The organism is Calidithermus terrae (genome assembly GCF_003574345.1).
Taxonomy (GTDB): Bacteria; Deinococcota; Deinococci; order Deinococcales; family Thermaceae; genus Calidithermus; species Calidithermus chliarophilus.
This window is the reverse complement of the sequence record NZ_QXDL01000061.1, coordinates 1-19,830: the sequence shown is the minus strand read 5'-3', so window position 1 is coordinate 19,830 and position 19,830 is coordinate 1. Positions and strand designations below refer to the sequence as shown.

The following is a 19,830-nucleotide window of genomic DNA, read 5'->3' as shown; positions in this document are numbered from 1 at the left end:
CTTCACGGCCCAGCAAGGCTACGGCGGGCTGCTGCTGCTCCCCCTGCCCGCGCGGCACGGCCCGGCCGGGGCGGTCGGCCTGCTGTTCCGCGGGGGCCCGCCCCCCGACGCCCAGGGCGCGGTGGCCGCGGCGGCCGTCCTGGCCCGGTTGCTCGAGGCCACCCCCCGCGACGTCGGCGAGGAACAGCACCTCCTCGCGCTCGAGGCCCTCGCCAGCGTGCCCCCCGGCGACCTCCAGGGCCTGGCCGCCGCCCTGGCCCGCAGCCTCGGGGCGCGGATGGCGCTGGTCGGCCGGCTCATCGACGCCGAGCACGTCGAGGCCTTCGCGGTCCACGGCGGCGAGCCCTTCGTCTACTCCCTCGCCGGCACCCCCTGCGCCGACGTGCTGCGGGGCGGGTTCTGCGAGCACGCCGACGGGGTGGCCCGCTGCTTCCCCGAGGACCTCTTCCTCCAGGACTGGGGCGCGGAGGCCTACCTGGGCCGGCCGCTGCGCGCGCGCAGCGGCCGGGTGCTGGGCCTGCTCGTCGCCCTGCACGACGCCCCGCTGCCCGCGGGCGAGGCCCCCTACCGGCAGCGCCTCTTCGAGGCCTACGCCCGCCGGGCCGAGTCCGAGCTGGAGTACCTCAACCAGACCGCGCGCCTCGAGGCCGCCTCGCGGGCCTACCGGCTGCTGCGCCCGGCGCAGTCGGCCGGCGAGGTGCACCGCCTCGTCGTCGAGGCCGCCCTGCGCGAGACGGGCGCCTCCACCGCCAACCTCTTCCTCTACGACGAGGCCCACGACGGCCTCGAGCTCGCCGTCTCGCTCGGGGAGGGCGTGCCGCAGAGCCCCCGCCCGCGGCTGCCCCGGGGGCAGGGGCCGGCGTGGGGGGTCTTCGAGCTCGGGCAGACCGTCTACGTGCCCGACGCCTCACAGGACCGGCGGGCCGGCTTCACCGCCGACCAGCGCGCCCCGGCGGCCTACCTCGGCGTCCCCCTCTCCGACCACACCGGCCGCGTGCACGGGGTGCTCTCCCTCGACACCGCCGCCACCGGCGAGAACTTCAACCAGGAGGACCGCTTCTTCGTCGAGGCCCTCGCCGAAGCGGCCGGGGCGGCCATCGCCCGCCTCAACGCCCTCGAGCTCGCCCGCAGCGAGGCGCGGCGTTTCCAGCAGCTCGCCCGCTTCTCGGCGCAGCTGTCCCGAACCCCCGACCCCGAAGCCGCCATCCGCCACGCCCTCCAGACCCTGCTCGACCTCACCGGCATGGAAACCGGGCTCTTCGCCGCGCTCGACGGCGCCCTCACCCCCATGATCTGGGCGGGCCGCTACTCCGCCAAGCTCCCGCGCCTGGCCAAGACCTACCCCTTCGGCTCGGGCAAGGGCCTGATGGAGCAGGCCTTGGTGCGGGGGGAGATCGTGCACGTGGCCGACTACGCCACCTTCCCCGGCGCCCTGCCCGTCTTCTTAAAGAGCGGGCTCAAGAGCGCGGTGGCTATCCCGCTGCGCCCGCGCGGGCAGGCATACGGGGTGCTGGCGCTGGGCACCTCCGGGCACACCGTGCACCTGAGCGAGGAGTTGCGCGACCTGCTGGCCGGGGTGGCCCGCCAGGTGGAGGGGGTGCTCGAGCGCCACGCCTTCGTGGCCGAGCTCGAGCGCACCCGCGAGGAGGCCCTGCGCAGCCTGGGGCTGGCGCTGGAGTACCGCGACCTCGAGACCGCCGGCCACACCGACCGCGTGACCGCGCTGGCCCTGCGGCTGGGGGAAAGGCTGGGGCTGGGCGAGGCCGAGCTCGCCAACCTGCGCTGGGGGGCCTACCTGCACGACCTGGGCAAGCTCGCCATCCCCGACGCCATCCTGCAGAAGCCGGGCAAGCTCACGCCCGAGGAGTGGGAGCGCATGAAGGCTCACGCCACCTTAGGCGAGCTGATGGCCCGGCAGCTCGGCTTCCTGCCCGCGCCGACGCTGGGCGTCATCCGCCACCACCACGAGCGCTGGGACGGCACCGGCTACCCCGACGGCCTCAAGGGCGAGGCCATCCCCCTCCTCGCCCGCCTCTTCGCCCTGGCCGACGTCTACGACGCCCTCACCTCGGCCCGCCCTTACAAGCAGCCCTGGAGCCGGGAGGCAGCCCTGGCCGAGATCAGGGTTCAGGCCGGGCGGCAGTTCGACCCCGAGATCGTGCGGGTCTTCCTGGCGACCTTCGAGGACTCCTCGCGGTAGGCAACCCCTCACGCGCCGGCGGCGGCCGGACACGCCCGCCCTGCCGGGCTATTAACCGCTCCCTGCAGGAGGCCGGGCACGCCGCGACCACGCGCCTCAGCCCGGCGCCTCCTCCACGGCCAGGAAGTAGACCAGGTGGGCCTTGCCGCCCTCCCGGTCGGAGCGCCCGACGAAACGCTCCAACAGCGCCCGCATCTCCCGGCGCAGCTCGGCGGCGTGGGCCTCGCTCAGGTAAAGCCGCCCGAAGTCGCTGAGCAGCCGGGCGGCCTCCGAGTGACCCGCCTCGGGCAGCATCCGGATCCAGACGTTGCCCCCGTCCCGCTCGGCCCGGACGTGCCAGCCGTCGGCGTTCTTGCGCCCGGCGTAGGCCAGCGAGCGCTTGACGCGCTCGAAGAAGTCCCCGAACTGGATCGCCAGCAGGGCCTCGTCCGACTCCGCGGGCACGAGCTCGATGGGGAAGGTGAAGACGTCGGCCACCGAGCGGTAGACGGGGACGTGGAACCTCGAGCGCTTCTCCACCCGCACCACCTCGACGAGGCCGAGCTCGAGCATGCGCCGCACCCAGTAGCTCATGCGGCTCTTGCTCAGGCCCAGCGCCCGCGCCGCCTCGGCCAGGCTGCACTCCCGCCCCAAAAAAGGCACGATAAAGCCGCTGCGGTAGCGGTCGAGCAGAAACAGGGCCGCCTCCGGGTCCGTGATGCGCAGTTCTCGAGCCTCCGCCCTCATACGCCGCAAGCTTAACCGCTCACCGGGCCAGGTTGTATTTGAACGGTGGGCCCGCTACCTTGCAGGGGTGCGGCGTCCCTGTACCCACTCCGGGAAATACAGGTAACGCCGCCGCGCAGGCCGGGAGAAGCTTGCGCGGGCCCTATTAAAGCCCACGTTCCGGCCCGGGGTTCGCGGGCCGGGAAGGAGGAAGCGTGAACCGTAAAGCATTGGCGAAAGGATTGGCGGCGGCATCGATGGCGGGCGTCCTGGCGGCTTGTGGCGGGGGCGGGGGCGCAAGCGGCGGCGAGATCCAGGGCTCGGTGCGCGCCCCGGCGGGCGGGAGCGCGGCGGGCAGCCGGGTGATAGCCTGCTTCGTCGAGGGCAACCAGTGCAACGCCCAGTCGCCCAACACGCGCGCTACGGTCGTGGGCGCGAACGGCGCCTACAACCTCTCCCTCGCCGCCGGGCAGTACGTGGTGCTCGCCATCAAGGACGTTGACGGCAGCGGCAGCCTGACGGCGGGCGACTACGGCGGGATCTACACGGAGGGCGGCAAGGTCGTGGCCGTGTCCCCGCCCAAGGCCGGGGTCAACATCCAGATGGAGGTGCTCACCGAAGACTCCGGCCTGCGGGCGCAGGGCCTCGAGGGCATCCCCTCGCGCTAACCCGCTGGCACGGCACGTGGGGAGGGGGTGGCCCCCGGGCGGAAACGGGCCCCGGGACCACCCCCTCCCCGCGCTCGAGCGCGGCCTCACACCGTGATCACGACCTTGCCGCGGGCGTGGCCGGTCCCGATGTACCCGAGCGCCTCGGGCACCTCCGCCAGGGTGTAGCGGCGGTCGATGACGGGCTTGATCTTCCCCGCCTCGAGCATCTTCCCCAGGGCCAGCAGGTCCTCCGGGGTGAATTTCGCGATGAAGAACACCACCTTCTGGCTCGCGCCCAGCGAAGCCAGCCGGACCCGGAGCAGGTGCCCCACGGGCCCGAGCACCGGGTTGCCCATGGGCCCCCCGACCAGGACCAACCTCGCGCTGCGCTCGAGGACCCGCCTGAGCGCCGACCACGGCCGGCCCCCGGCGACGTCGAGCAGCAGGTCGTAGCGCTCGCCGCCGCGGGTGAAGTCCTCCTGGGTGTAGTCGATCACGCGGTCCGCGCCGAGGGTGCGGGCGAGCTCGACGTTCCGCGTGCTGCACACCGCGGTCACGTGCGCGCCGAGCGCCTTGGCGATCTGCACCGCAAAGGTCCCGACCCCCCCGGCCGCCCCGTTGACGAGGACCTTCTGGCCCGGGCGGACCTGCCCATGGTCGCGCAGCCCCTGCAGCGCGGTGATGGCCGCCGTAGGGACCGACGCCGCCTCCTCGAACGTCACGTTGGCAGGCTTGTGAACCACGTTTTTGCGGACGGTCAGGTACTCGGCCAGGGCCCCGTTGCGCCCGCCGAAGACCTCGTCCCCTGGCCGGAAGCGCGTCACGGCACTGCCGACAGCCTCGACCACGCCCGCGAAGTCCACGCCGGGGATGGACTGCTTCGGCCGGATCGGCCCCGCGAAGACCCGCGCGAAGTACGGCGTCCCCGTCACCCCGTACCACTCTGCCCGGTTCACCGAAGACGCGTGCACGCGCACGAGCACGCCGTCTTCCGGCAGCGCCGGCCGATCGATCTCCCTGAGCCGGAGAGCCTCCGGCGGGCCGTAACGCTCCTGGACGATCGCCCTCATCTTCCCCTTCGCCGTGTCCTGCTGAGCTGGTGCGTTCGCGGTCATGATCCCCTCTCCGGTGACAGCCGTACCCGACGCCCAGCCAACCCTGCCGGCCTCTTTTCGTACACTGTACGACTGCTGTAGCCGCACAGTACTCGTACACTGTACGATTGTCAAGGCCTCAGCTCCGCCCGTGGCGGAGGCGCAGGCCAAGGAGGATAGCTGATGACCCGTCCCGCCGACCCCAGCCCCCGGCCGCGGACGTCCCTCAGCAGGGACCGGGTGCTGCGCGCCGCCCTCGCCCTCGCCGACCGCGACGGGATCGAATCGCTGAGCATGCGCAAGCTCGCGGAGGAGCTGGGGACGAAGGTGATGTCGCTGTACTACTACGTCGCCAACAAGGACGACGTCCTCGGCGGCATCCTCGAGCTCGTCATCGGCGAGATCGAGCTTCCCCCCGAAAACACCGACTGGAAGGCCGCTCTTCGCCGGAGCGCGATCTCCGCCCACGAGGCCCTGTTGCGCCACCGCTGGGCACTGGGCGTGATGATGTCGCCCAGCCGGGTCGGCCCCGCGCGGCTGCGCTACATGGATTCCCTTCTGCGCTGCCTGCGCGAGGCGGGCTTCTCGGCCTACGCGGCCCACCGCGCCTACCACGCCCTCGAGGGCCACATCACCGGCTTCACCCTGTGGCAGGCGAGCCTCCCCATCCGCAAGGCCGACGTGCCCAACCTGGTGGCGAACTTCCTCGAGCGGATCTCCGTGGACAAGTACCCCTACATCGTCGAGCACATGCAGGTACACCTCGCCCTGTTCGGGCAGGAGGGTGAGGGCGACTTCGAGTTCGGCCTCGACCTCATCCTCGACGGCCTCGAGAGGATCCGGGAGTTGGAGCAACCGTAGGCGCAGCCAGCGGCACCCTCGCGCCCCGGTTGCTTAGGCACAGGACTTAGGCCAGCGCGGTCAAAAACCCTGTAGCCATTCCGTCTGCACGGTACACTCTTGCCGTATGAAACGGCCAGTCCTCCTTGGGACACTTCTTATCGCCACCCTATCAGGCGCGCAAAGCCCGGTTCAGCCCGTCCTGGAGCATACCCTTGGCCTGGGAACCCTTACGTCCGTTGAACCCTCGCGGGACGGCAGATTCCTCCTGACCGCCGGGGACCGGGGGGTCTACCGCTGGGAACTAGCCTCTTCAGCCCCGCCCCGCAAGCTATCGGTGGAGAGACGGGTGTGGGGTTTAGCCCTCAGTTCTCGTGGCGACCGCGCAGCCTTCCGCGTTACTGACGGCAAGCAAGCCGCCGAGGTCGTGGTCTACGACCTGGCACAAGACCGCAAAATGTACTCCCTGCCGAGCGGCGTGTTCGGCGACCTCACCTTTAGCCCAGACGGCACCCTGCTCATCGCAAAGGACGGCAAGGCTAAGGGAATCGGGGTCTATGAAGCCGCGTCGGGGCGACGCCTAGCCTTCAAGCCAGGATGGGTAGATGCACTGGCCTATTCGCCCAACAAAGGGTATGTGGCTTATGTGCGGGATGGGAGTCGGCTCGAGGTCTGGGACTATCGTGCTAACCGGGTAATCTACACGACCGGTGGCAACTTTATGTATCAAGGAAACACCGTCATCAACACGGGGCTGGTCTTCAGCCCCGACGGATCCCGCCTGGCCTTGGGCACCTCGCGGGGATAATGGTCTGGGACATAGGCAATCAGCGCCTGTCAGGAATGATCCGCACCGAGTCGGGGGAGTTGGATGCGCTGGTGTTCGGTCAGGACAGCAAACGAATCTACGCGGTTCAGCGGAGAGCCATCGTGGCCTATGATGCGGCTACCCTCCGGGAAAGCTTTCGTCTCGCCAACAGCAGCTATCCCCCTTATGTTTATTTCCCCTCGGGGGTACGAGCCACCAGCGACCCCAACGTCCTGGTCTACTTCAACCGTGCAGGTGAAGTGTCGGTATGGGACGTTGCCCGGCAAAAGGTCGCACGGCGCCTCGAAGGCCACTCCAGTAAGGTCGCGCAGGTGAGCTTCAGCCGTGACGGGAGGCAGGTCATTTCACGCTATGAGGGGAGTCGGGTGCGCCGTTTCGACCTTGCCACCGGGCGGTACTTGGGGGAAGAAGACCAGCGCAAGATGCCTGGAGGTGACGCCACCTTTTATTGGATGAGTCAGGACGGCAGCCTGGTGGTAACCAGCGGCGAGTTCGCTGCCACAGTGCAGGTGCTCGACACCAGGACGGGCCGTCAAGTAGCACGGATTCGGGGTTATATGAGCACAGGCGAAGGGATGAGCTTCAGCGCAGATAACCGCTACCTGGCGCTCGGGAGTGGGAACGTGATGGTCTGGGACCTTCACGCAGGTCGCCCGACTGTAACTCTCGAGCTCGCGAACCCCGACGACGGGCCTGTCAACGCAGTAGCCTTCACCCCCGACGGCCGCACGCTGGTGGTCGGGCAGCACCAGTTCTTCAGCGTGTGGGACTGGGCCACCGGGCGGCAGATCAGGCGGGTGCAAGTGTCGGACAGCGACGAGGACTGGTTCGGCGACCTCGCGGTTAGCCCCGACGGGAAGATGCTCGCTGCTGCCTACGGCAACCAGGTCCTGCTCTTCGCCCTTGAGGAAGGCGACACACCCCTGGCGACGCTCACCGGCCACACCGCCGCTGTCTCCAGCGTGGCCTTCAGCCCGGACGGCAGCCGGCTGGTGAGCGGCAGCGAGGACGGGGGGGCCTTGGTGTGGCGGCTGCGCTAGCCCTTCTCCACGTCCGTGTGGGGCGCGGCCCCGCCCTCGCCCCACGCAGCAGCCGCACCGCCCATCCTGCCCGCAGGCAGGCCCGGCGGAAGGCAGTTGCACCCGCGGCCTGGCTGCCCTCGAGCAAGTACCCCCCGACGATCTCGGCCCGCGCGGCCCGGACCCATAGCTCGTTGTGCCCGCCGGGGCGGGTCCGGGCCAGCAGCTCGGCCAGCTCGTCCTCGAGGTAGTACCGCAGCGCCGGGCGCGGCCCGGGAAGGGTCAACCACCCGCCCCGCCGGACGCTGCCCACGTCGCGGTCGAAGGCGCAGCGGATAGCCCCCCGGTACAGCCGCAGCACGTACCCGTAGGGGCGCAGGGGCTGGGTGCGGCCCTCGAGGTGCAGCGAGACGCAGATCTCGGGGACCAGTACCCCTAAGAGGCGGTGGCGGTCCCAGCGCCAGACGCCGTGGATGAACAGCGAATTGTCGGGTGGGGTGAGGGGTTCTTCGCAGCAGATTCGAGAGCGGAACTCGCGCACGGTTTCTCCTGCCACTCCCCAGGGCAAAATGCACCGTGCCCCGACCGAAGTCGAGGGTTGGGGAGTAGCAAGGGGAAACGAGGAACAGGATACGGTTGTCGCGGCGCGGAAGGCAAGCCGGACCCGTGGCCGCCCCTTAGCCAGCCGGACCTTAAGATGGGGCTTGCAGACATTCTCGTTTCGCCGGGAGACGCCATGCCAAGACCTGCCAAGACCGGTACCGCCAAAACCAACGGGGCCACGCTGGGCTTCGAGGCCAAGCTGTGGGCCGCCGCCGACAAGCTGGGCGGTAACCTCGACGCCGCCGATTACAAGCACGTGGTGCTAGGCTTGATTTTCCTGAAGTACATCTCCGACGCCTTCGACCAGCGCTACCGCGAGGTCCTGGCCGAGTTCGGGCCGGAGGCCGCCGAAGACCGCGACGAGTACACCGCCGAGGGCGTCTTCTGGGTGCCGCCGGACGCCCGCTGGGCGGTGATGCAGGACAACGCCAGGCAGCCCACCATCGGTACCCTGATCGACGGCGCGATGGAAAGCCTCGAGCGGGAGAACCCCAAGCTGCGCGACGTATTGCCCAAGGGCTACGCCCGCCCGGCCCTGGATAAACGGCGGCTGGGCGAGCTGGTGGACCTCATCTCCGGCATTGGCTTCGGCGAGAGCCGGACCCAGGACGTGCTGGGCCGGGTCTACGAGTACTTCCTGGGCCAGTTCGCCAGTGCCGAGGACAAGAAGGGCGGGGAGTTCTACACCCCGCAGTCGGTGGTGCGGGTGATCGTGGAGATGCTGGCCCCCTACAAGGGCCGCATCTACGACCCCTGCTGCGGCTCGGGCGGGATGTTCGTGCAGTCGGAGAAGTTCGTGGAGGCCCACGGCGGGCGCATCGGCGACATCAGCGTGTACGGCCAGGAGCTCAACTACAACACCTGGCGGCTGGCCCAGATGAACCTGGCCGTCCGGGGCATCGAGGCCAACCTGGGCCGCGAGCCCGCCGACACCTTCCACCACGACCTGCACCCCGACCTCCGGGCCGACTACATCCTGGCCAACCCGCCCTTCAACATCTCCGACTGGGGCGGCGAGCGGCTGCGCGAGGATCAGCGCTGGCGCTACGGGGTGCCCCCGGTGGGCAACGCCAACTTCGCCTGGGTGCAGCACATCGTCCACCACCTGGCCCCGGGCGGGGTGGCGGGGTTTGTGCTGGCTAACGGCTCGCTCTCCTCCAACACCAGCGGCGAGGGCGAGATCCGCAAGAACCTTATCGAGGCCGATCTGGTGGACTGCATCGCGGCTCTGCCGGGACAGCTCTTCTACAGCACCCAGATCCCGGTAAGCCTGTGGTTCCTGGCGAAGAACAAGAAGAACGGCAGGGGCCAGGAAGGTAGGCCCCTGCGCGACCGCAGCGGCGAGGTGCTGTTCATCGACGCCCGCAGGCTCGGCTACATGGAGGATCGCACCCACCGCAACCTCTCCGACGAGGACATCGCCCGCACCTACCACGACTGGCGCGGGGATGGGGATAAGCCCTATGAGGATGTGCCGGGCTTCTGCAAGAGCGCTTCCCTCGAGGTGGTTCGCTCCCACGGCCACGTGCTCACGCCGGGGCGCTACGTAGGGGCCGAGGCCGCCGAGGACGACGGCGAGCCCTTTAGCGAGAAGATGGCCCGGCTGACTAAGAACCTGGAAGAGCAGTTTACGGAAGGGGAAAAGTTGCAAGCTCAGATCCGGGAAAACCTACGTAGGCTAGGGTTCTGGGAGGGGTATGACGCCTGAGCATTTGCGTAGCCTGATAGCCTTGGGCGAGTCCCTCGAGGTCGAGTTCAAGGGCGAGGAAAGAACCCCGCTGAGCGACCGCGAATTGGTCGAGGCGGTGATCTGCCTGGCCAACCGCACAGGTGACCAGCCCGGCTGGCTGCTCGTCGGGGTGGAGGACGACGGGCGCGTCACAGGCGGGCGCCCCCGCCACGAGGCCGGGGTAACGGACATCGCACGACTGACTTCGCTAATCGCCAGCCGCACCCGCCCCTCCTTGACGGTGCGTGCCTTCCTGGTGCCGCTCGAGGAGGGGGAAGTTTTGGCCATCGAAGTTCCGCCCTCCCGTCTACCGGTAGGGACCGCCGACGGTCGCTACCTGCGCCGGGCCATCGGGGGCGATAGCCGTCCGGCCTGCCTGCCCATGCACTTTCACGAGATGCAGGCCCTGCAAGCCGACCGTGGACTACTGGACTATAGTGTACTTGCGGTGCCGGGGGCTCGCTGGGAGGACCTAGACCCCCTCGAGTTCGAGCGCCTGCGCCGGAGCATCCGTGAGCGCCGGGGGCGCAGCGATGAGGCCCTACTGGAGTTGCCCGATACGGAGCTAGCCCGTGCTCTCGGAGCAGTGGATTCCGAGGGAACTGTGCGCGTGCTGGGCCTCCTGCTTTTCGGGACGGAGGAGGCCCTGCGCCACTTTTTGCCCATCCACGAGGTGGCTTTCCAGGTGTTGCGCGGGCAAGAGATCGAGGTTAATGACTTCTTCCGCTGGCCCCTTCTGCGGGTGATGGAGGAACTCGAGGCCCGTATCCGCGTACGCAACCGTGAGCGCGAGCTAATGGTGGGCTTGTTGCGGGTCGGCATCCCGGATTACCCGGAGCGCGCCCTACGCGAGGCCCTGGCCAATGCCCTGGTGCATCGCGATTACCAACGCCTAGGGGGTGTGCACTTCCAGTGGCATCTGGACCGTATCGAGATCAGCAACCCCGGCGGATTGCCCGAGGGCGTGCGGCTCGACAACCTGCTGGTCACCGCCCCTCGCCCCCGAAACCCGCTGCTGGCGGACGCTTTCAAGCGCGCGGGGATCGTGGAGCGTACCGCTCGAGGCATCGACACCATCTTCTATGAACAGTTGCGCAACGGTCGCCCTGCCCCCTCCTACGCTCGCAGCGACGCCCACTCGGTGGTGGTAGTACTCCCCGGCGGTGAGGCCAACCTCGAGTTCGTCCGTCTGGTCGTGGAGGAAGGACAGGCCGGACGGGTGATCAACCTGGATGAGTTGCTCCTGTTGAACGCCCTGTGGCAGGAGCGCACCCTCACTACCGAGGAGGCTGCGCGGCTGATCCAAAAGCCGGAGGCCGACGCTCGGGGTATCCTCTCCCGCTTAGTGGAGGCCGGACTGGTGGAAGGCCGCGGGGAGGGGAAAAGCCGGGCCTGGCATTTGTCCGCTGCCACCTACCGGCGACTGGGTGACAAAGCCGCCTATGTGCGCCAGCGAGGCTTTGAGCCGCTACAGCAGGAGCAGATGGTGCTGCAGTACGTAGAAAAACACGGGCGCATAACCCGGCGAGAAGCCGCGGATCTCTGCAAGCTAGGGCCTTACCAAGCTACACGCCTGCTCGACCGCCTGGTTAAAGAAGGTCGCTTGGCTCGGCATGGCACACGGAAGGGCACCTGGTATGAGCGAGGGTCAAAAATATGAGCGCGCACATAACCTGTGATAAAACCGCTCATAAATATGAGCGGCGCACAAAAACAGCCGAAGTATGGAGTAAGCATCCCTCATCCCACCCTTTTGAGGAGCAGTTCGCGGAGGGAGCCAAGCTCAAGGCCCAAATCCGCGAGAACTTGCGGCGGCTGGGTTATAGCCGCTGAACTGTTAAACGAACAAGCATTATGTTTTAATAAGCACGCGGCATATTCAACGACCCTTGAATAAGGAGTGTAGGTCAGTGCACCGTGGGATCACCGGACACTACGAGGCCAATCACACTGTCGGGGAGCCGGTGCGGGCCTTCATCCCCGATCCCTTGCCCCCTGAGCCCCCGCTGGAGTTCACCCCGGCCCGCTCGCTGCGGCTCGAGCGCGCCCACCTGGCCCTGGGCCGCCTGGACAGCATCAGCCTGCTCCTCCCCGAGCCCAACCTGTTTCTCTACGCCTACGTGCGTCGGGAGGCAGTGCTTTCCTCGCAGATCGAGGGCACCCAGTCCTCGCTCTCCGACCTGCTCCTCTTCGAGCTGGAGGGCGCGCCGGGCGCGCCCTTCGACGACGTGGTGGAGGTGTCGAACTACGCCGCCGCCCTCGAGCACGGCATGGCCCGGTTGCAGGAGGGGTTCCCCCTTTCCAACCGGCTCATCCGCGGGATGCACGGCGTGTTGCTCTCGCGGGGCCGGGGCAGCGGCAAGGCTCCCGGTGAGTTCCGCCGCAGCCAGAACTGGATCGGCGGCACCCGTCCCGGCAACGCCCAGTTCGTCCCGCCGCCGCCTCACCGGGTCGAAGGATGCATGGCCGCGCTCGAGCGCTTCATCCACGACGAAGAGGCCCCCTACCCCACCCTCATCAAAGCCGCCCTGGCGCACGTGCAGTTCGAGACCATCCACCCCTTCCTGGACGGCAACGGGCGGATAGGACGGCTCCTCATCGCCTTCATCCTGCACGAAGGGGGGGTGCTCTCGCGGCCTTTGCTCTACCTCAGCCTCTACTTCAAGCGCCACCGCTCCGAGTATTACCGCCTGCTCGACCGAGTGCGCTTCGAGGGCGACTGGGAGGCCTGGGTGGATTTCTTCCTCGAGGGGGTGGAAGAAACCGCTACCAACGCCGTGCAGACCGCCCAGCGCCTGGTGGCGTTGTTCAAGGAGGACGCCGCCCGGGTGCAGTCGCTGGGCCGAGCGGCGGCGAGCGCTTTGCGGGTCTTCGACATCCTGCGCGAGCGCCCCTTGCTCACGCTGGGCGAGGTCTGCCAGCGCGCGGGGCTCACCTTCCCCACCGCCACCAAGGGCATGAAGGCCCTGGAAACCCTGGGCATCGTACGGGAGATCACCGGCGCCCGCCGGGGCCGGGTGTTCGCCTACGACCGCTATCTGGCGATCTTGAACGAGGGCGCGGAGCCGATATGAAACGAGACGAACGAAAACAACAGAACCCGCGGAGGCTGGGGTATGGCGGGTGAGTGGCGGAAGCTGCCACTCGGTAAAGTGGCAACCCTCCAAAGAGGTTTTGACCTCCCTGTCCAAGATCGACAGCCGGGCAGTGTCCCCATCATCTCGTCCTCCGGCCCGACTGGGACACATGCAGAAGCCAAAGTCATGGGGCCGGGTGTTGTAACTGGTCGGTACGGCACCATCGGCGAAGTGTTCTATATAGAGGAAGATTTTTGGCCGTTAAACACGACACTATGGGTAAAAGACTTCCATGGTAACTTACCCCGTTACATCTACTACCTTCTGAAAACAATTGACTTTACTCAATTCAACGATAAAAGTAGTGTTCCTGGAGTAAATAGGAACCACCTTCACACCCTTACAGTACATGTTCCGCCCCTCGAGACCCAAAAAGCCATCGCCCACATCCTGGACGACAAGATCGAACTCAACCGCCGCATGAACCGGACGCTCGAGGAGATGAGCCGAGCCCTCTTCAAATCGTGGTTCATGGACTTCGACCCGGTGCGAGCCAAGATGGAAGGCCGCCAGCCGGAAGGAATGGACGCAGAGACGGCAGCTCTGTTTCCGGATGGGCTCGAGGATTCGGAGTTGGGGGAGATACCAAGGGGGTGGCAGATTACGTCAGTCGGGGAAGTAGCTCGAGTCATCAAGGGGCGATCATATAAAAGCGATGAGTTGAGCGATTCCGACACCGCCCTTGTAACACTTAAGTCATTCCAGCGTGGAGGAGGATACCGAACGGACGGGCTTAAGCCATTCACTGGAATCTATAAACCTGAACAGGAAGTCGTTCCTGGTGAGCTTGTCATAGCGTTCACAGATGTTACTCAAGCTGCCGAAGTCATCGGGAAGCCTGCAATAGTGCTCGCTGAGCCAAGGTTTCAAAGGCTTGTTGCGTCTCTTGATGTTGGCATTATCCGTCCAATGGATGAACAGGTCTCAACTTCATTCCTCTATGCCCTGTTCTCTGCCGAAGATTACCAGTCACACATTTACGGATACACTAGCGGGACAACTGTACTGCATCTCTCCAAAGACGGAATACTAAGCTATAGATTTGCCTTACCGCCCTTAAGGGTGATGAAGCGATACGCAGAGATTTCCTCTGCTACTCTGGCAAAGATAGCCCAAAACGAACTCGAGTCCCGCACCCTTGCCGCGCTGCGCGACATCCTGCTGCCCAAGCTGCTCTCGGGCGATTTGTCAATAAATGCCGCAAGCGTTATTGTCGAGGGGGTTAAATGAAAAGCATCAATATTTACTGTGATGAGAGCGGACACTTGGAGCATGATCAGGTACCGGTGATGGTTTTAGGGGCGCTTTGGTGTGACAGTGAGAAGACCCGAGAGATTGCAAAGCGACTTCGAGAAATCAAAGTTCAGCACGGACTTCCTGCTCAGTTCGAGGTAAAATGGAGCAAGGTTTCACCTGCTAAGAAGGAGTTCTACTTACGACTGCTCGATTATTTCTTCGATGATGATGATCTCCACTTTCGAGCTATCGTTATCCCAGACAAGACTAAGCTCGACCATAGGTTCCATAACCAAAGTCATGACACCTGGTATTACAAGATGTACTTTTTGCTATTGACCAATTTAATCCTCCCTGACAGCAAGCATAGAATCTACTTGGATATTAAAGATACTCGAGGCAGTGCCAAGGTTCGCAAATTGCACGAGATCTTGTCAAATAAGCATTACGATTTCAACCGAGATATCGTGCAGCGAGTGCAAACAGTCCGATCGCATGAAGTCGAGCACATCCAGTTAGCTGACCTACTAATCGGCGCTGTTTCATACGCCAATCGAGGTTTGGAAGACAATGAGGCTAAGGTTGCACTCGTTCAGCGTATGCGAGAAAGATCTGGTCTCAAATTAACCGCTAGCACATTACCTACCGCCCGAAAGGTCAACATCTTCATCTGGACCCCTCAGGAGCGAGGATGAGTACTAGCTGGCTACCACCTTTAGTTCCACTTGATAAGTTTAATGGTGACTGGGAGTCTTACATAGAGCACATTTATGGTCTCTTTTGCAGAGACTTTAAAACTAAAGGACTAACTTTTCGAGGTGCGACACTCGGCTTGAAACGTCATCCGCAGCTCTTGGGTAAAGAGGCGACATTCTGGCATCTAACTAGCGAAGGACGCGTTGAAAAAGAGCGGCTGCCTGATCTTCGCCGGTGTGAGCGGATATGTTGGCCCAGAGCTATGATCGACGCCGCAAACAGCTATTCAAATGAAGTGCTGGTCTGGCGTAACGATCGTCAAACCAAGCGTGGTCTGGAGAATAATATTGTTCTCGCCCTAACAGATTTTAGCTATCAAGTAATTCTACGTGACAGACAATCGTACATTCTGCTATGGACTGCCTATCTTGTGAAGAACCCTCGGAAAAGCGAGAAGGAGTATCAGGCATACCTACAGACTCAATCAATAGCTGGGGCCGCCCCCTAGGGGGCGGCCCCGTTGCTCCTTCTACACATGGTAGATGAGACTAGCTAGATCATAGCAAGGGCGCGAATTATAATCAAGACTATATGTTGTGTCAACCCAAAACGCCATATACCATATGTAGCATCGAATTACGTTTATAACGTATAGCTCTCCACAAACGGCGTTCCTGTTTACAATATGTCTAACCCATGACAGATTTTAAAGAGACCACAGTCGAGCAAGCCGCCCTCGAGTGGTTCCGCTCCCTGGGGTACACCGTGCTCTTCGGCCCGGCCATCGCCCCCGGCGAGCTGGGCGCGGAGCGCGAAGACTACCGCGAGGTACTGCTGGCCGGGAGGCTGCGGGAGGCCATAAAGCGGCTCAACCCCGGCCTGCCCCGCGAGGCCCTCGAGGAGGCTTTCCGCAAGGTAGCCCAGGCCGGGAGTGCCGCGCTGATGAGCGCCAACCGGGCCTTCCACCGGATGCTGGTGGACGGGGTCGAGGTGGAAATCCTCGAGCGGGGCCAGGCTCGGGGCGTGCGGGTGCGGCTGCTGGACTTCGAGCGCCCCGAGGCCAACGACTGGCTGGCGGTCAACCAGTACACGGTGGTGGGCAGCCACGAGCGCCGCCCGGACATCGTGCTCTTCGTCAACGGGCTGCCCTTGGCGGTGATCGAGCTGAAGAACCCCGCCGACGAGCAGACCACCATCTGGAAGGCCTGGCAGCAGCTCCAGACCTACCAGGAGCAGATCCCCCAGCTCTTCACCTACAACGCCCTGCAGGTCGTCTCAGACGGGCTGGAGGCCCGCTTGGGAACGCTGTATACCTCCAAGGAACGCTTCCTGCCCTGGAAGACCGTTGACGGCGAGCGGCTGGCTTCGCCGCAGGACAACCCCCTCGAGGTCCTCCTGCGCGGGGTCTTCGCCAAAGAGCGGCTGCTCGAGCTGATCCGCCACTTCATCGTCTACGAGGACGACGGCAAGAAGGTGGAGAAGAAGCTGGCCGCCTACCACCAGTTCCACGCGGTGCAGAAGGCGGTGCGGGCCACGCTGCAGGCCGCGGGCCAGGGCGGGGACCGCCGGGGCGGGGTGGTGTGGCACACCCAGGGCTCGGGCAAGAGCCTCACCATGGTGTTCTTCGCCGGGAAGCTGGTGCTCGAGCCTGCCCTGCAAAACCCCACTATCGTAGTCCTCACCGACCGCAACGACCTCGACGACCAGCTCTTCGGCACCTTCGCCCGCTGTGCCGAGCTGCTGCGGCAGACCCCGGTGCAGGCCCAAGACCGCGCCCGCCTGCGCGAGCTGCTAGCGCGCACCGCGGGCGGCGTCGTCTTCACCACCATCCAGAAGTTCCTGCCCGAGGAGAAGGGGGACCGCTACCCTGGTGGAACGGCGAAACGTGGTCGTGATCGCCGACGAGGCGCACCGCAGCCAGTACGGCTTCGAGGTGAGGGTGGACGCCCAGGGCCAGATCAGCTACGGCCTGGCCCAGAACGTGCGCGACGCCCTGCCAGGGGCCACCTTCGTGGGCTTCACCGGCACCCCCATCGAGCTGGCCGACAAGAGCACCCGCGCGGTCTTCGGCGAGTACATCGACGTCTACGACGTGCAGCGGGCGGTGGAGGACGGGGCTACCGTGCCCATCTACTACGAGAGCCGCCTGGCCAAGATCGAGCTCAAGGAGGAGGAGAAGCCCCGGCTGGACGAGGACTTCGAGGAGGTCACCGAGGCCGAGGAGGTGGCCACCAAGGAGAAGCTCAAGGGCAAGTGGGCCCAGCTCGAGGCCCTGGTGGGCACGCCCAAGCGGCTGGCCCTGGTGGCCCGCGACCTGGTGGAGCACTTCGAGCGCCGTCTCGAGGTCATGGAGGGCAAGGGCATGGTGGTCTGCATGTCCCGCCGCATCTGCGCAGACCTGTACAACGAGATCACGCGGCTGCGCCCCCAGTGGCACTCAGACAAGGACGACGAGGGGGTGGTCAAGGTGGTCATGACCGGCTCGGCCAGTGACCCCCTGGAGTGGCAGCCCCACATCCGCAACAAGGCCAAGCGTGAGGAGCTGGCGGCCCGCTTCCGCGACCCGGCCTCGCCCTTCCGGATGGTGATCGTGCGGGACATGTGGCTCACCGGCTTCGACGTGCCCAGCCGGCACACCATGTACCTCGACAAGCCCATGAAGGGTCACGGGCTGATGCAGGCCATCGCCCGCGTCAACCGGGTGTTCCGGGACAAGCCCGGCGGGCTGGTGGTGGACTACCTGGGGCTGGCTAACAACCTGCGCGAGGCCCTGGCCGTCTACACCGAGAGCGGGGGCGAGGGGACCCCCACGGTGAACCAGGAACAGGCCCTGGCGGTGATGCAGGAGAAGCTCGCGGTTTGCCGGGGGATCTTCCACGGTTTCGACTACTCCGACTTTCTGGGGGGCTCGCCGGTGGACCGGGTGCGCCTCTTGGCCCCGGCCCAGGACCACGTGCTGGGCCAGCGCGGCGGCAAGGAGCGCTTCCTCAAGAGCAGCCTCGAGCTGGCCAAGGCTTACGCCCTGGCGGTGCCCCACGAGGAGGCTCTGGCGGTGCGGGAGGAGGTGGTCTTCTTCCAGACCGTGCGGGCCGCGCTGGCCAAGGACACCGGAGGCCGGGGGCCGGGCGAGGCGCGGGAGGACCTGCACCAGGCCATCCGCCAGCTCGTGGACCAGGCCATCGCGCCCGCCGGGGTCATCGACATCTTCGCCGCCGCCGGGCTTCAGAAGCCCGACATCTCCATCCTCTCCGAGGGCTTCCTGGCCGAGGTGCGTGAGCTGCGCCACAAGAACCTGGCGGTCGAGCTGCTCCAGCGGCTGCTGAACGACGAGATCAAGCTTCGCTCCCGCAAGAACCTCCTCGAGTCCCACCGATTCTCTGAGAAGCTGCAGCTAGCCCTGGTCAAGTACCAGAACCGGGCCATCGAGACCGCCCAGGTCATCGAGGAGCTCATCGCCCTGGCCCGCGAGATGCGCGAGGCCCGCGACCGGGGCCATAAGCTGGGCCTCAGCGAGGAGGAGCTGGCCTTCTACGACGCGCTCGAGACCAACGACAGCGCGGTGCAGGTGCTGGGGGACGACACCCTGCGTGCGATCGCCCGCGAGCTGGCCGACACCGTGCGCAATAACGCCACCATCGACTGGGCCGTGCGCGAACAGGTGCGCGCCCACCTGCGGGGGCTGGTCAAGCGTCTGCTGCGTAGGTACGGCTATCCCCCGGATAAGCAGGAGCGGGCCAGCCAGGTAGTGCTCGAGCAGGCCGAGCGCCTCAGCCAGGAGTGGGCCGCCTGACGGTCTCCGGGCGCACCCGGGCCGGGGTCGAGCCCAAGGTGCTCTCCGAGCGGCTGGGCCACAGCACCTTGGCCTTCACCATGCAGGTCTACCAGCGCGCCTACACCGACCAGCACCGCCGCGCGGCGCTGAGCCTCGAGGGCCTGCTGGGGTCTAGGGGCGAGCGCCCGGTGGCCTAAAGCGCGTTGCAGCACGGTCGCAGCACGAAGAATCCCCGGGGCACCTCGCCTCCGGGGATTTCGCCGTCGTGTACGGCTTTTTTCTTGGTGCCAAGGGGCGGAATCGAACCGCCGACACTGCGATTTTCAGTCGCATGCTCTACCGACTGAGCTACCTTGGCTCGCGGCGCGCCGGGCGCGGCGCGAGCTTCGGCTACGCACGGCACGCGTTTTTGGCGGCCCGGACGGGACTTGAACCCGCGATCTCCCACGTGACAGGCGGGTATGTTAACCAACTACACCACCGGGCCAGAATTTCGGCTGCTTTGGGCTTTCCAAAGGCAGCACATAGGATGATAGTCGAGGCAGGCGAAGCTGTCAAGCAAAGGCCATGAAGAACCCCCCCTCGAGCCCCCTCCTCTCCTGGCGCGAGGTGCTGGCCCGGCACAAAAGCCTGCGCGGGATCGCGAAAAACAGCCTTCTGGCCGATGAGGGCGAGTCGGGCTACCGCAACGTGTTCCTCCCGGACGGGCGCATCGTCTACGTGGGGGAAGGCCTCGAGGGGCACCAGCAACCCACCGGCGGGAATGCCGTGCTGCTCGAGGCCCTCCAGACCCGGCGGCCCCTGCGGGTCTTTCTGCGCGAGGGGGTCAACCGCTGGCGGGACCTGGGGCCCTACCGGGTCGAAGGGGTGGAGTACCGCCGGGAGGCGGCCGAAGGGCGCTACGTCTACTGGTTCACCCTGGCTCCCGTGGAAAGCGGTGGAAAGTTTTCCACAGGTTGAGGCAGTTATCCACAGACTTATCCACAGGCTTCCACAATTGACCGGGAGTTATCCACAGCCTCCAGGAAGGCCCGCAGCTTGTCGGGGGATTTGAGCCCTACAGCCTCTTCGACCCCGCTCGAGACGTCCACGGCGTAGGGCCTGAGGGCCAGAACCGGGCCCAGGTTCTCGGGGGTCAGGCCCCCCGCCACGATCAGGCGGGGGTGGTGGCGGAGGGGCTCGAGCCACTCCGGCGGGTAGCCCTGCCCGCTGCCGGGGCTCACGCCGTCGAGCAGCAGGGGCAGGGTGATGCGCCAGAACATGCGCCACTCGCCAGCCCCGTCGATGGCGGCAGCCTCATAGAGCGAGCGCGGGATGGAC

Annotated in this window: 17 protein-coding genes, 2 tRNA genes and 1 pseudogene; 14 read left to right on the top strand and 6 right to left on the bottom strand. The window is 65.9% G+C overall.

From position 1 onward, the window contains the following. Positions 1-2,200, top strand: a 2,200-nt coding sequence (locus Mterra_RS08920) for an HD domain-containing phosphohydrolase (protein WP_119314882.1), incomplete at its 5' end; no start/stop codon positions are given. 96 nt (positions 2,201-2,296) lie between these two features. Here Mterra_RS08920 and Mterra_RS08915 read toward each other — a convergent pair. Further along, on the bottom strand, positions 2,297-2,926 hold the full coding sequence (locus Mterra_RS08915; protein WP_119314881.1) for a MarR family transcriptional regulator: 630 nt from the start codon (positions 2,924-2,926) through the stop codon (positions 2,297-2,299). A 194-nt stretch (positions 2,927-3,120) separates the two neighbouring features. On the opposite strand from Mterra_RS08915, the gene Mterra_RS08910 reads away from it, so the two are divergent. Beyond that, positions 3,121-3,573, top strand: coding sequence for a hypothetical protein (locus tag Mterra_RS08910; protein ID WP_147372620.1), 453 nt, complete (start codon positions 3,121-3,123; stop codon positions 3,571-3,573). Positions 3,574-3,659: 86 nt separating this feature from the next. On the opposite strand, the gene Mterra_RS08905 is transcribed toward Mterra_RS08910, so the two are convergent. Beyond that, positions 3,660-4,625, bottom strand: a complete 966-nt coding sequence (locus Mterra_RS08905) for an NAD(P)-dependent alcohol dehydrogenase (protein ID WP_119314884.1) — start codon at positions 4,623-4,625, stop codon at positions 3,660-3,662. Between the two features lie 207 nt (positions 4,626-4,832). Here Mterra_RS08905 and Mterra_RS08900 point away from each other — a divergent pair, with 207 nt between their 5' ends. The 3 genes from Mterra_RS08900 to Mterra_RS08890 all read left to right on the top strand — a co-directional run bounded on the left by Mterra_RS08900 (position 4,833) and on the right by Mterra_RS08890 (position 7,358). Further along, positions 4,833-5,510: a TetR/AcrR family transcriptional regulator gene (locus Mterra_RS08900; RefSeq protein WP_119314879.1), complete on the top strand. Its 678-nt coding sequence runs from the start codon at positions 4,833-4,835 to the stop codon at positions 5,508-5,510. 328 nt (positions 5,511-5,838) lie between these two features. Then, entirely contained in the window at positions 5,839-6,297 is a 459-nt protein-coding gene (locus Mterra_RS08895; RefSeq protein WP_147372618.1) for a WD40 repeat domain-containing protein, read from the top strand. Positions 6,298-6,332: 35 nt separating this feature from the next. Next, on the top strand, positions 6,333-7,358 hold the full coding sequence (locus Mterra_RS08890; protein WP_170159610.1) for a WD40 repeat domain-containing protein: 1,026 nt from the start codon (positions 6,333-6,335) through the stop codon (positions 7,356-7,358). Here the strand turns inward: Mterra_RS08890 and Mterra_RS08885 are convergent. Next, the gene (locus tag Mterra_RS08885; protein ID WP_119314876.1) at positions 7,288-7,878 is read right to left on the bottom strand and encodes a hypothetical protein; all 591 of its coding nucleotides are present in this window, start codon (positions 7,876-7,878) and stop codon (positions 7,288-7,290) included. The two genes, Mterra_RS08890 and Mterra_RS08885, sit on opposite strands and share 71 nt — an antisense overlap. Before the next feature lie 195 nt (positions 7,879-8,073). Here Mterra_RS08885 and Mterra_RS08880 point away from each other — a divergent pair, with 195 nt between their 5' ends. The 8 genes and pseudogenes from Mterra_RS08880 (at position 8,074) to Mterra_RS08850 (ending at position 18,707) form a co-directional block, all read left to right on the top strand. Continuing rightward, entirely contained in the window at positions 8,074-9,648 is a 1,575-nt protein-coding gene (locus Mterra_RS08880) for a class I SAM-dependent DNA methyltransferase (protein WP_119314875.1), read from the top strand. 22 nt (positions 9,649-9,670) lie between these two features. Continuing rightward, positions 9,671-11,329: an ATP-binding protein gene (locus Mterra_RS08875; RefSeq protein ID WP_245971577.1), complete on the top strand. Its 1,659-nt coding sequence runs from the start codon at positions 9,671-9,673 to the stop codon at positions 11,327-11,329. 250 nt (positions 11,330-11,579) lie between these two features. Further along, entirely contained in the window at positions 11,580-12,743 is a 1,164-nt protein-coding gene (locus Mterra_RS08870) for a Fic family protein (RefSeq protein WP_119314873.1), read from the top strand. Between the two features lie 42 nt (positions 12,744-12,785). Beyond that, positions 12,786-14,036, top strand: coding sequence for a restriction endonuclease subunit S (locus Mterra_RS08865; protein ID WP_119314872.1), 1,251 nt, complete (start codon positions 12,786-12,788; stop codon positions 14,034-14,036). Further along, a complete protein-coding gene (locus Mterra_RS08860) occupies positions 14,033-14,737 on the top strand; it encodes a DUF3800 domain-containing protein (protein ID WP_119314871.1) in 705 nt (234 codons plus the stop codon). The genes Mterra_RS08865 and Mterra_RS08860 overlap by 4 nt, the downstream gene beginning before the upstream one ends. Positions 14,738-15,434: 697 nt before the next feature. Continuing rightward, positions 15,435-16,532: pseudogene (locus Mterra_RS23425) on the top strand (type I restriction endonuclease subunit R); the annotation flags it as partial. 76 nt (positions 16,533-16,608) lie between these two features. Beyond that, positions 16,609-18,528, top strand: a complete 1,920-nt coding sequence (locus Mterra_RS23420) for a type I restriction endonuclease subunit R (protein WP_275054234.1) — start codon at positions 16,609-16,611, stop codon at positions 18,526-18,528. After that, positions 18,516-18,707 (top strand): hypothetical protein, encoded by a 192-nt coding sequence (locus Mterra_RS08850; protein WP_119314870.1) that lies wholly within the window; start codon positions 18,516-18,518, stop codon positions 18,705-18,707. The genes Mterra_RS23420 and Mterra_RS08850 overlap by 13 nt, the downstream gene beginning before the upstream one ends. An 85-nt stretch (positions 18,708-18,792) precedes the next feature. Here the strand turns inward: Mterra_RS08850 and Mterra_RS08845 are convergent. Next, positions 18,793-18,868: transfer RNA gene (locus Mterra_RS08845), tRNA-Phe, on the bottom strand. A gap of 52 nt (positions 18,869-18,920) precedes the next feature. After that, a tRNA-Asp gene (locus Mterra_RS08840) sits at positions 18,921-18,997 on the bottom strand. An 80-nt stretch (positions 18,998-19,077) separates the two neighbouring features. On the opposite strand from Mterra_RS08840, the gene Mterra_RS08835 reads away from it, so the two are divergent. After that, entirely contained in the window at positions 19,078-19,470 is a 393-nt protein-coding gene (locus Mterra_RS08835; protein WP_119314869.1) for an SRA domain-containing endonuclease, read from the top strand. Between the two features lie 17 nt (positions 19,471-19,487). Here the strand turns inward: Mterra_RS08835 and trpF are convergent. Then, the coding region (gene trpF, locus Mterra_RS08830) for a phosphoribosylanthranilate isomerase (RefSeq protein ID WP_170159609.1) at positions 19,488-19,830 on the bottom strand (343 nt) is incomplete at its 5' end.

Excerpts from the sequence above, each read along its gene's own strand:
- Mterra_RS08860 (WP_119314871.1), top strand. The coding sequence starts at position 14,033 with ATGAAAAGCATCAATATTTACTGTGATGAGAGCGGACACTTGGAGCAT.
- Mterra_RS08880 (WP_119314875.1), top strand. The coding sequence starts at position 8,074 with ATGCCAAGACCTGCCAAGACCGGTACCGCCAAAACCAACGGGGCCACG.
- Mterra_RS08900 (WP_119314879.1), top strand. The coding sequence starts at position 4,833 with ATGACCCGTCCCGCCGACCCCAGCCCCCGGCCGCGGACGTCCCTCAGC.
- Mterra_RS08890 (WP_170159610.1), top strand. The coding sequence starts at position 6,333 with ATGATCCGCACCGAGTCGGGGGAGTTGGATGCGCTGGTGTTCGGTCAG.
- Mterra_RS08905 (WP_119314884.1), bottom strand. The coding sequence starts at position 4,625 with ATGAGGGCGATCGTCCAGGAGCGTTACGGCCCGCCGGAGGCTCTCCGG.
- Mterra_RS08915 (WP_119314881.1), bottom strand. The coding sequence starts at position 2,926 with ATGAGGGCGGAGGCTCGAGAACTGCGCATCACGGACCCGGAGGCGGCC.
- Mterra_RS08865 (WP_119314872.1), top strand. The coding sequence starts at position 12,786 with ATGGCGGGTGAGTGGCGGAAGCTGCCACTCGGTAAAGTGGCAACCCTC.
- Mterra_RS08835 (WP_119314869.1), top strand. The coding sequence starts at position 19,078 with ATGAAGAACCCCCCCTCGAGCCCCCTCCTCTCCTGGCGCGAGGTGCTG.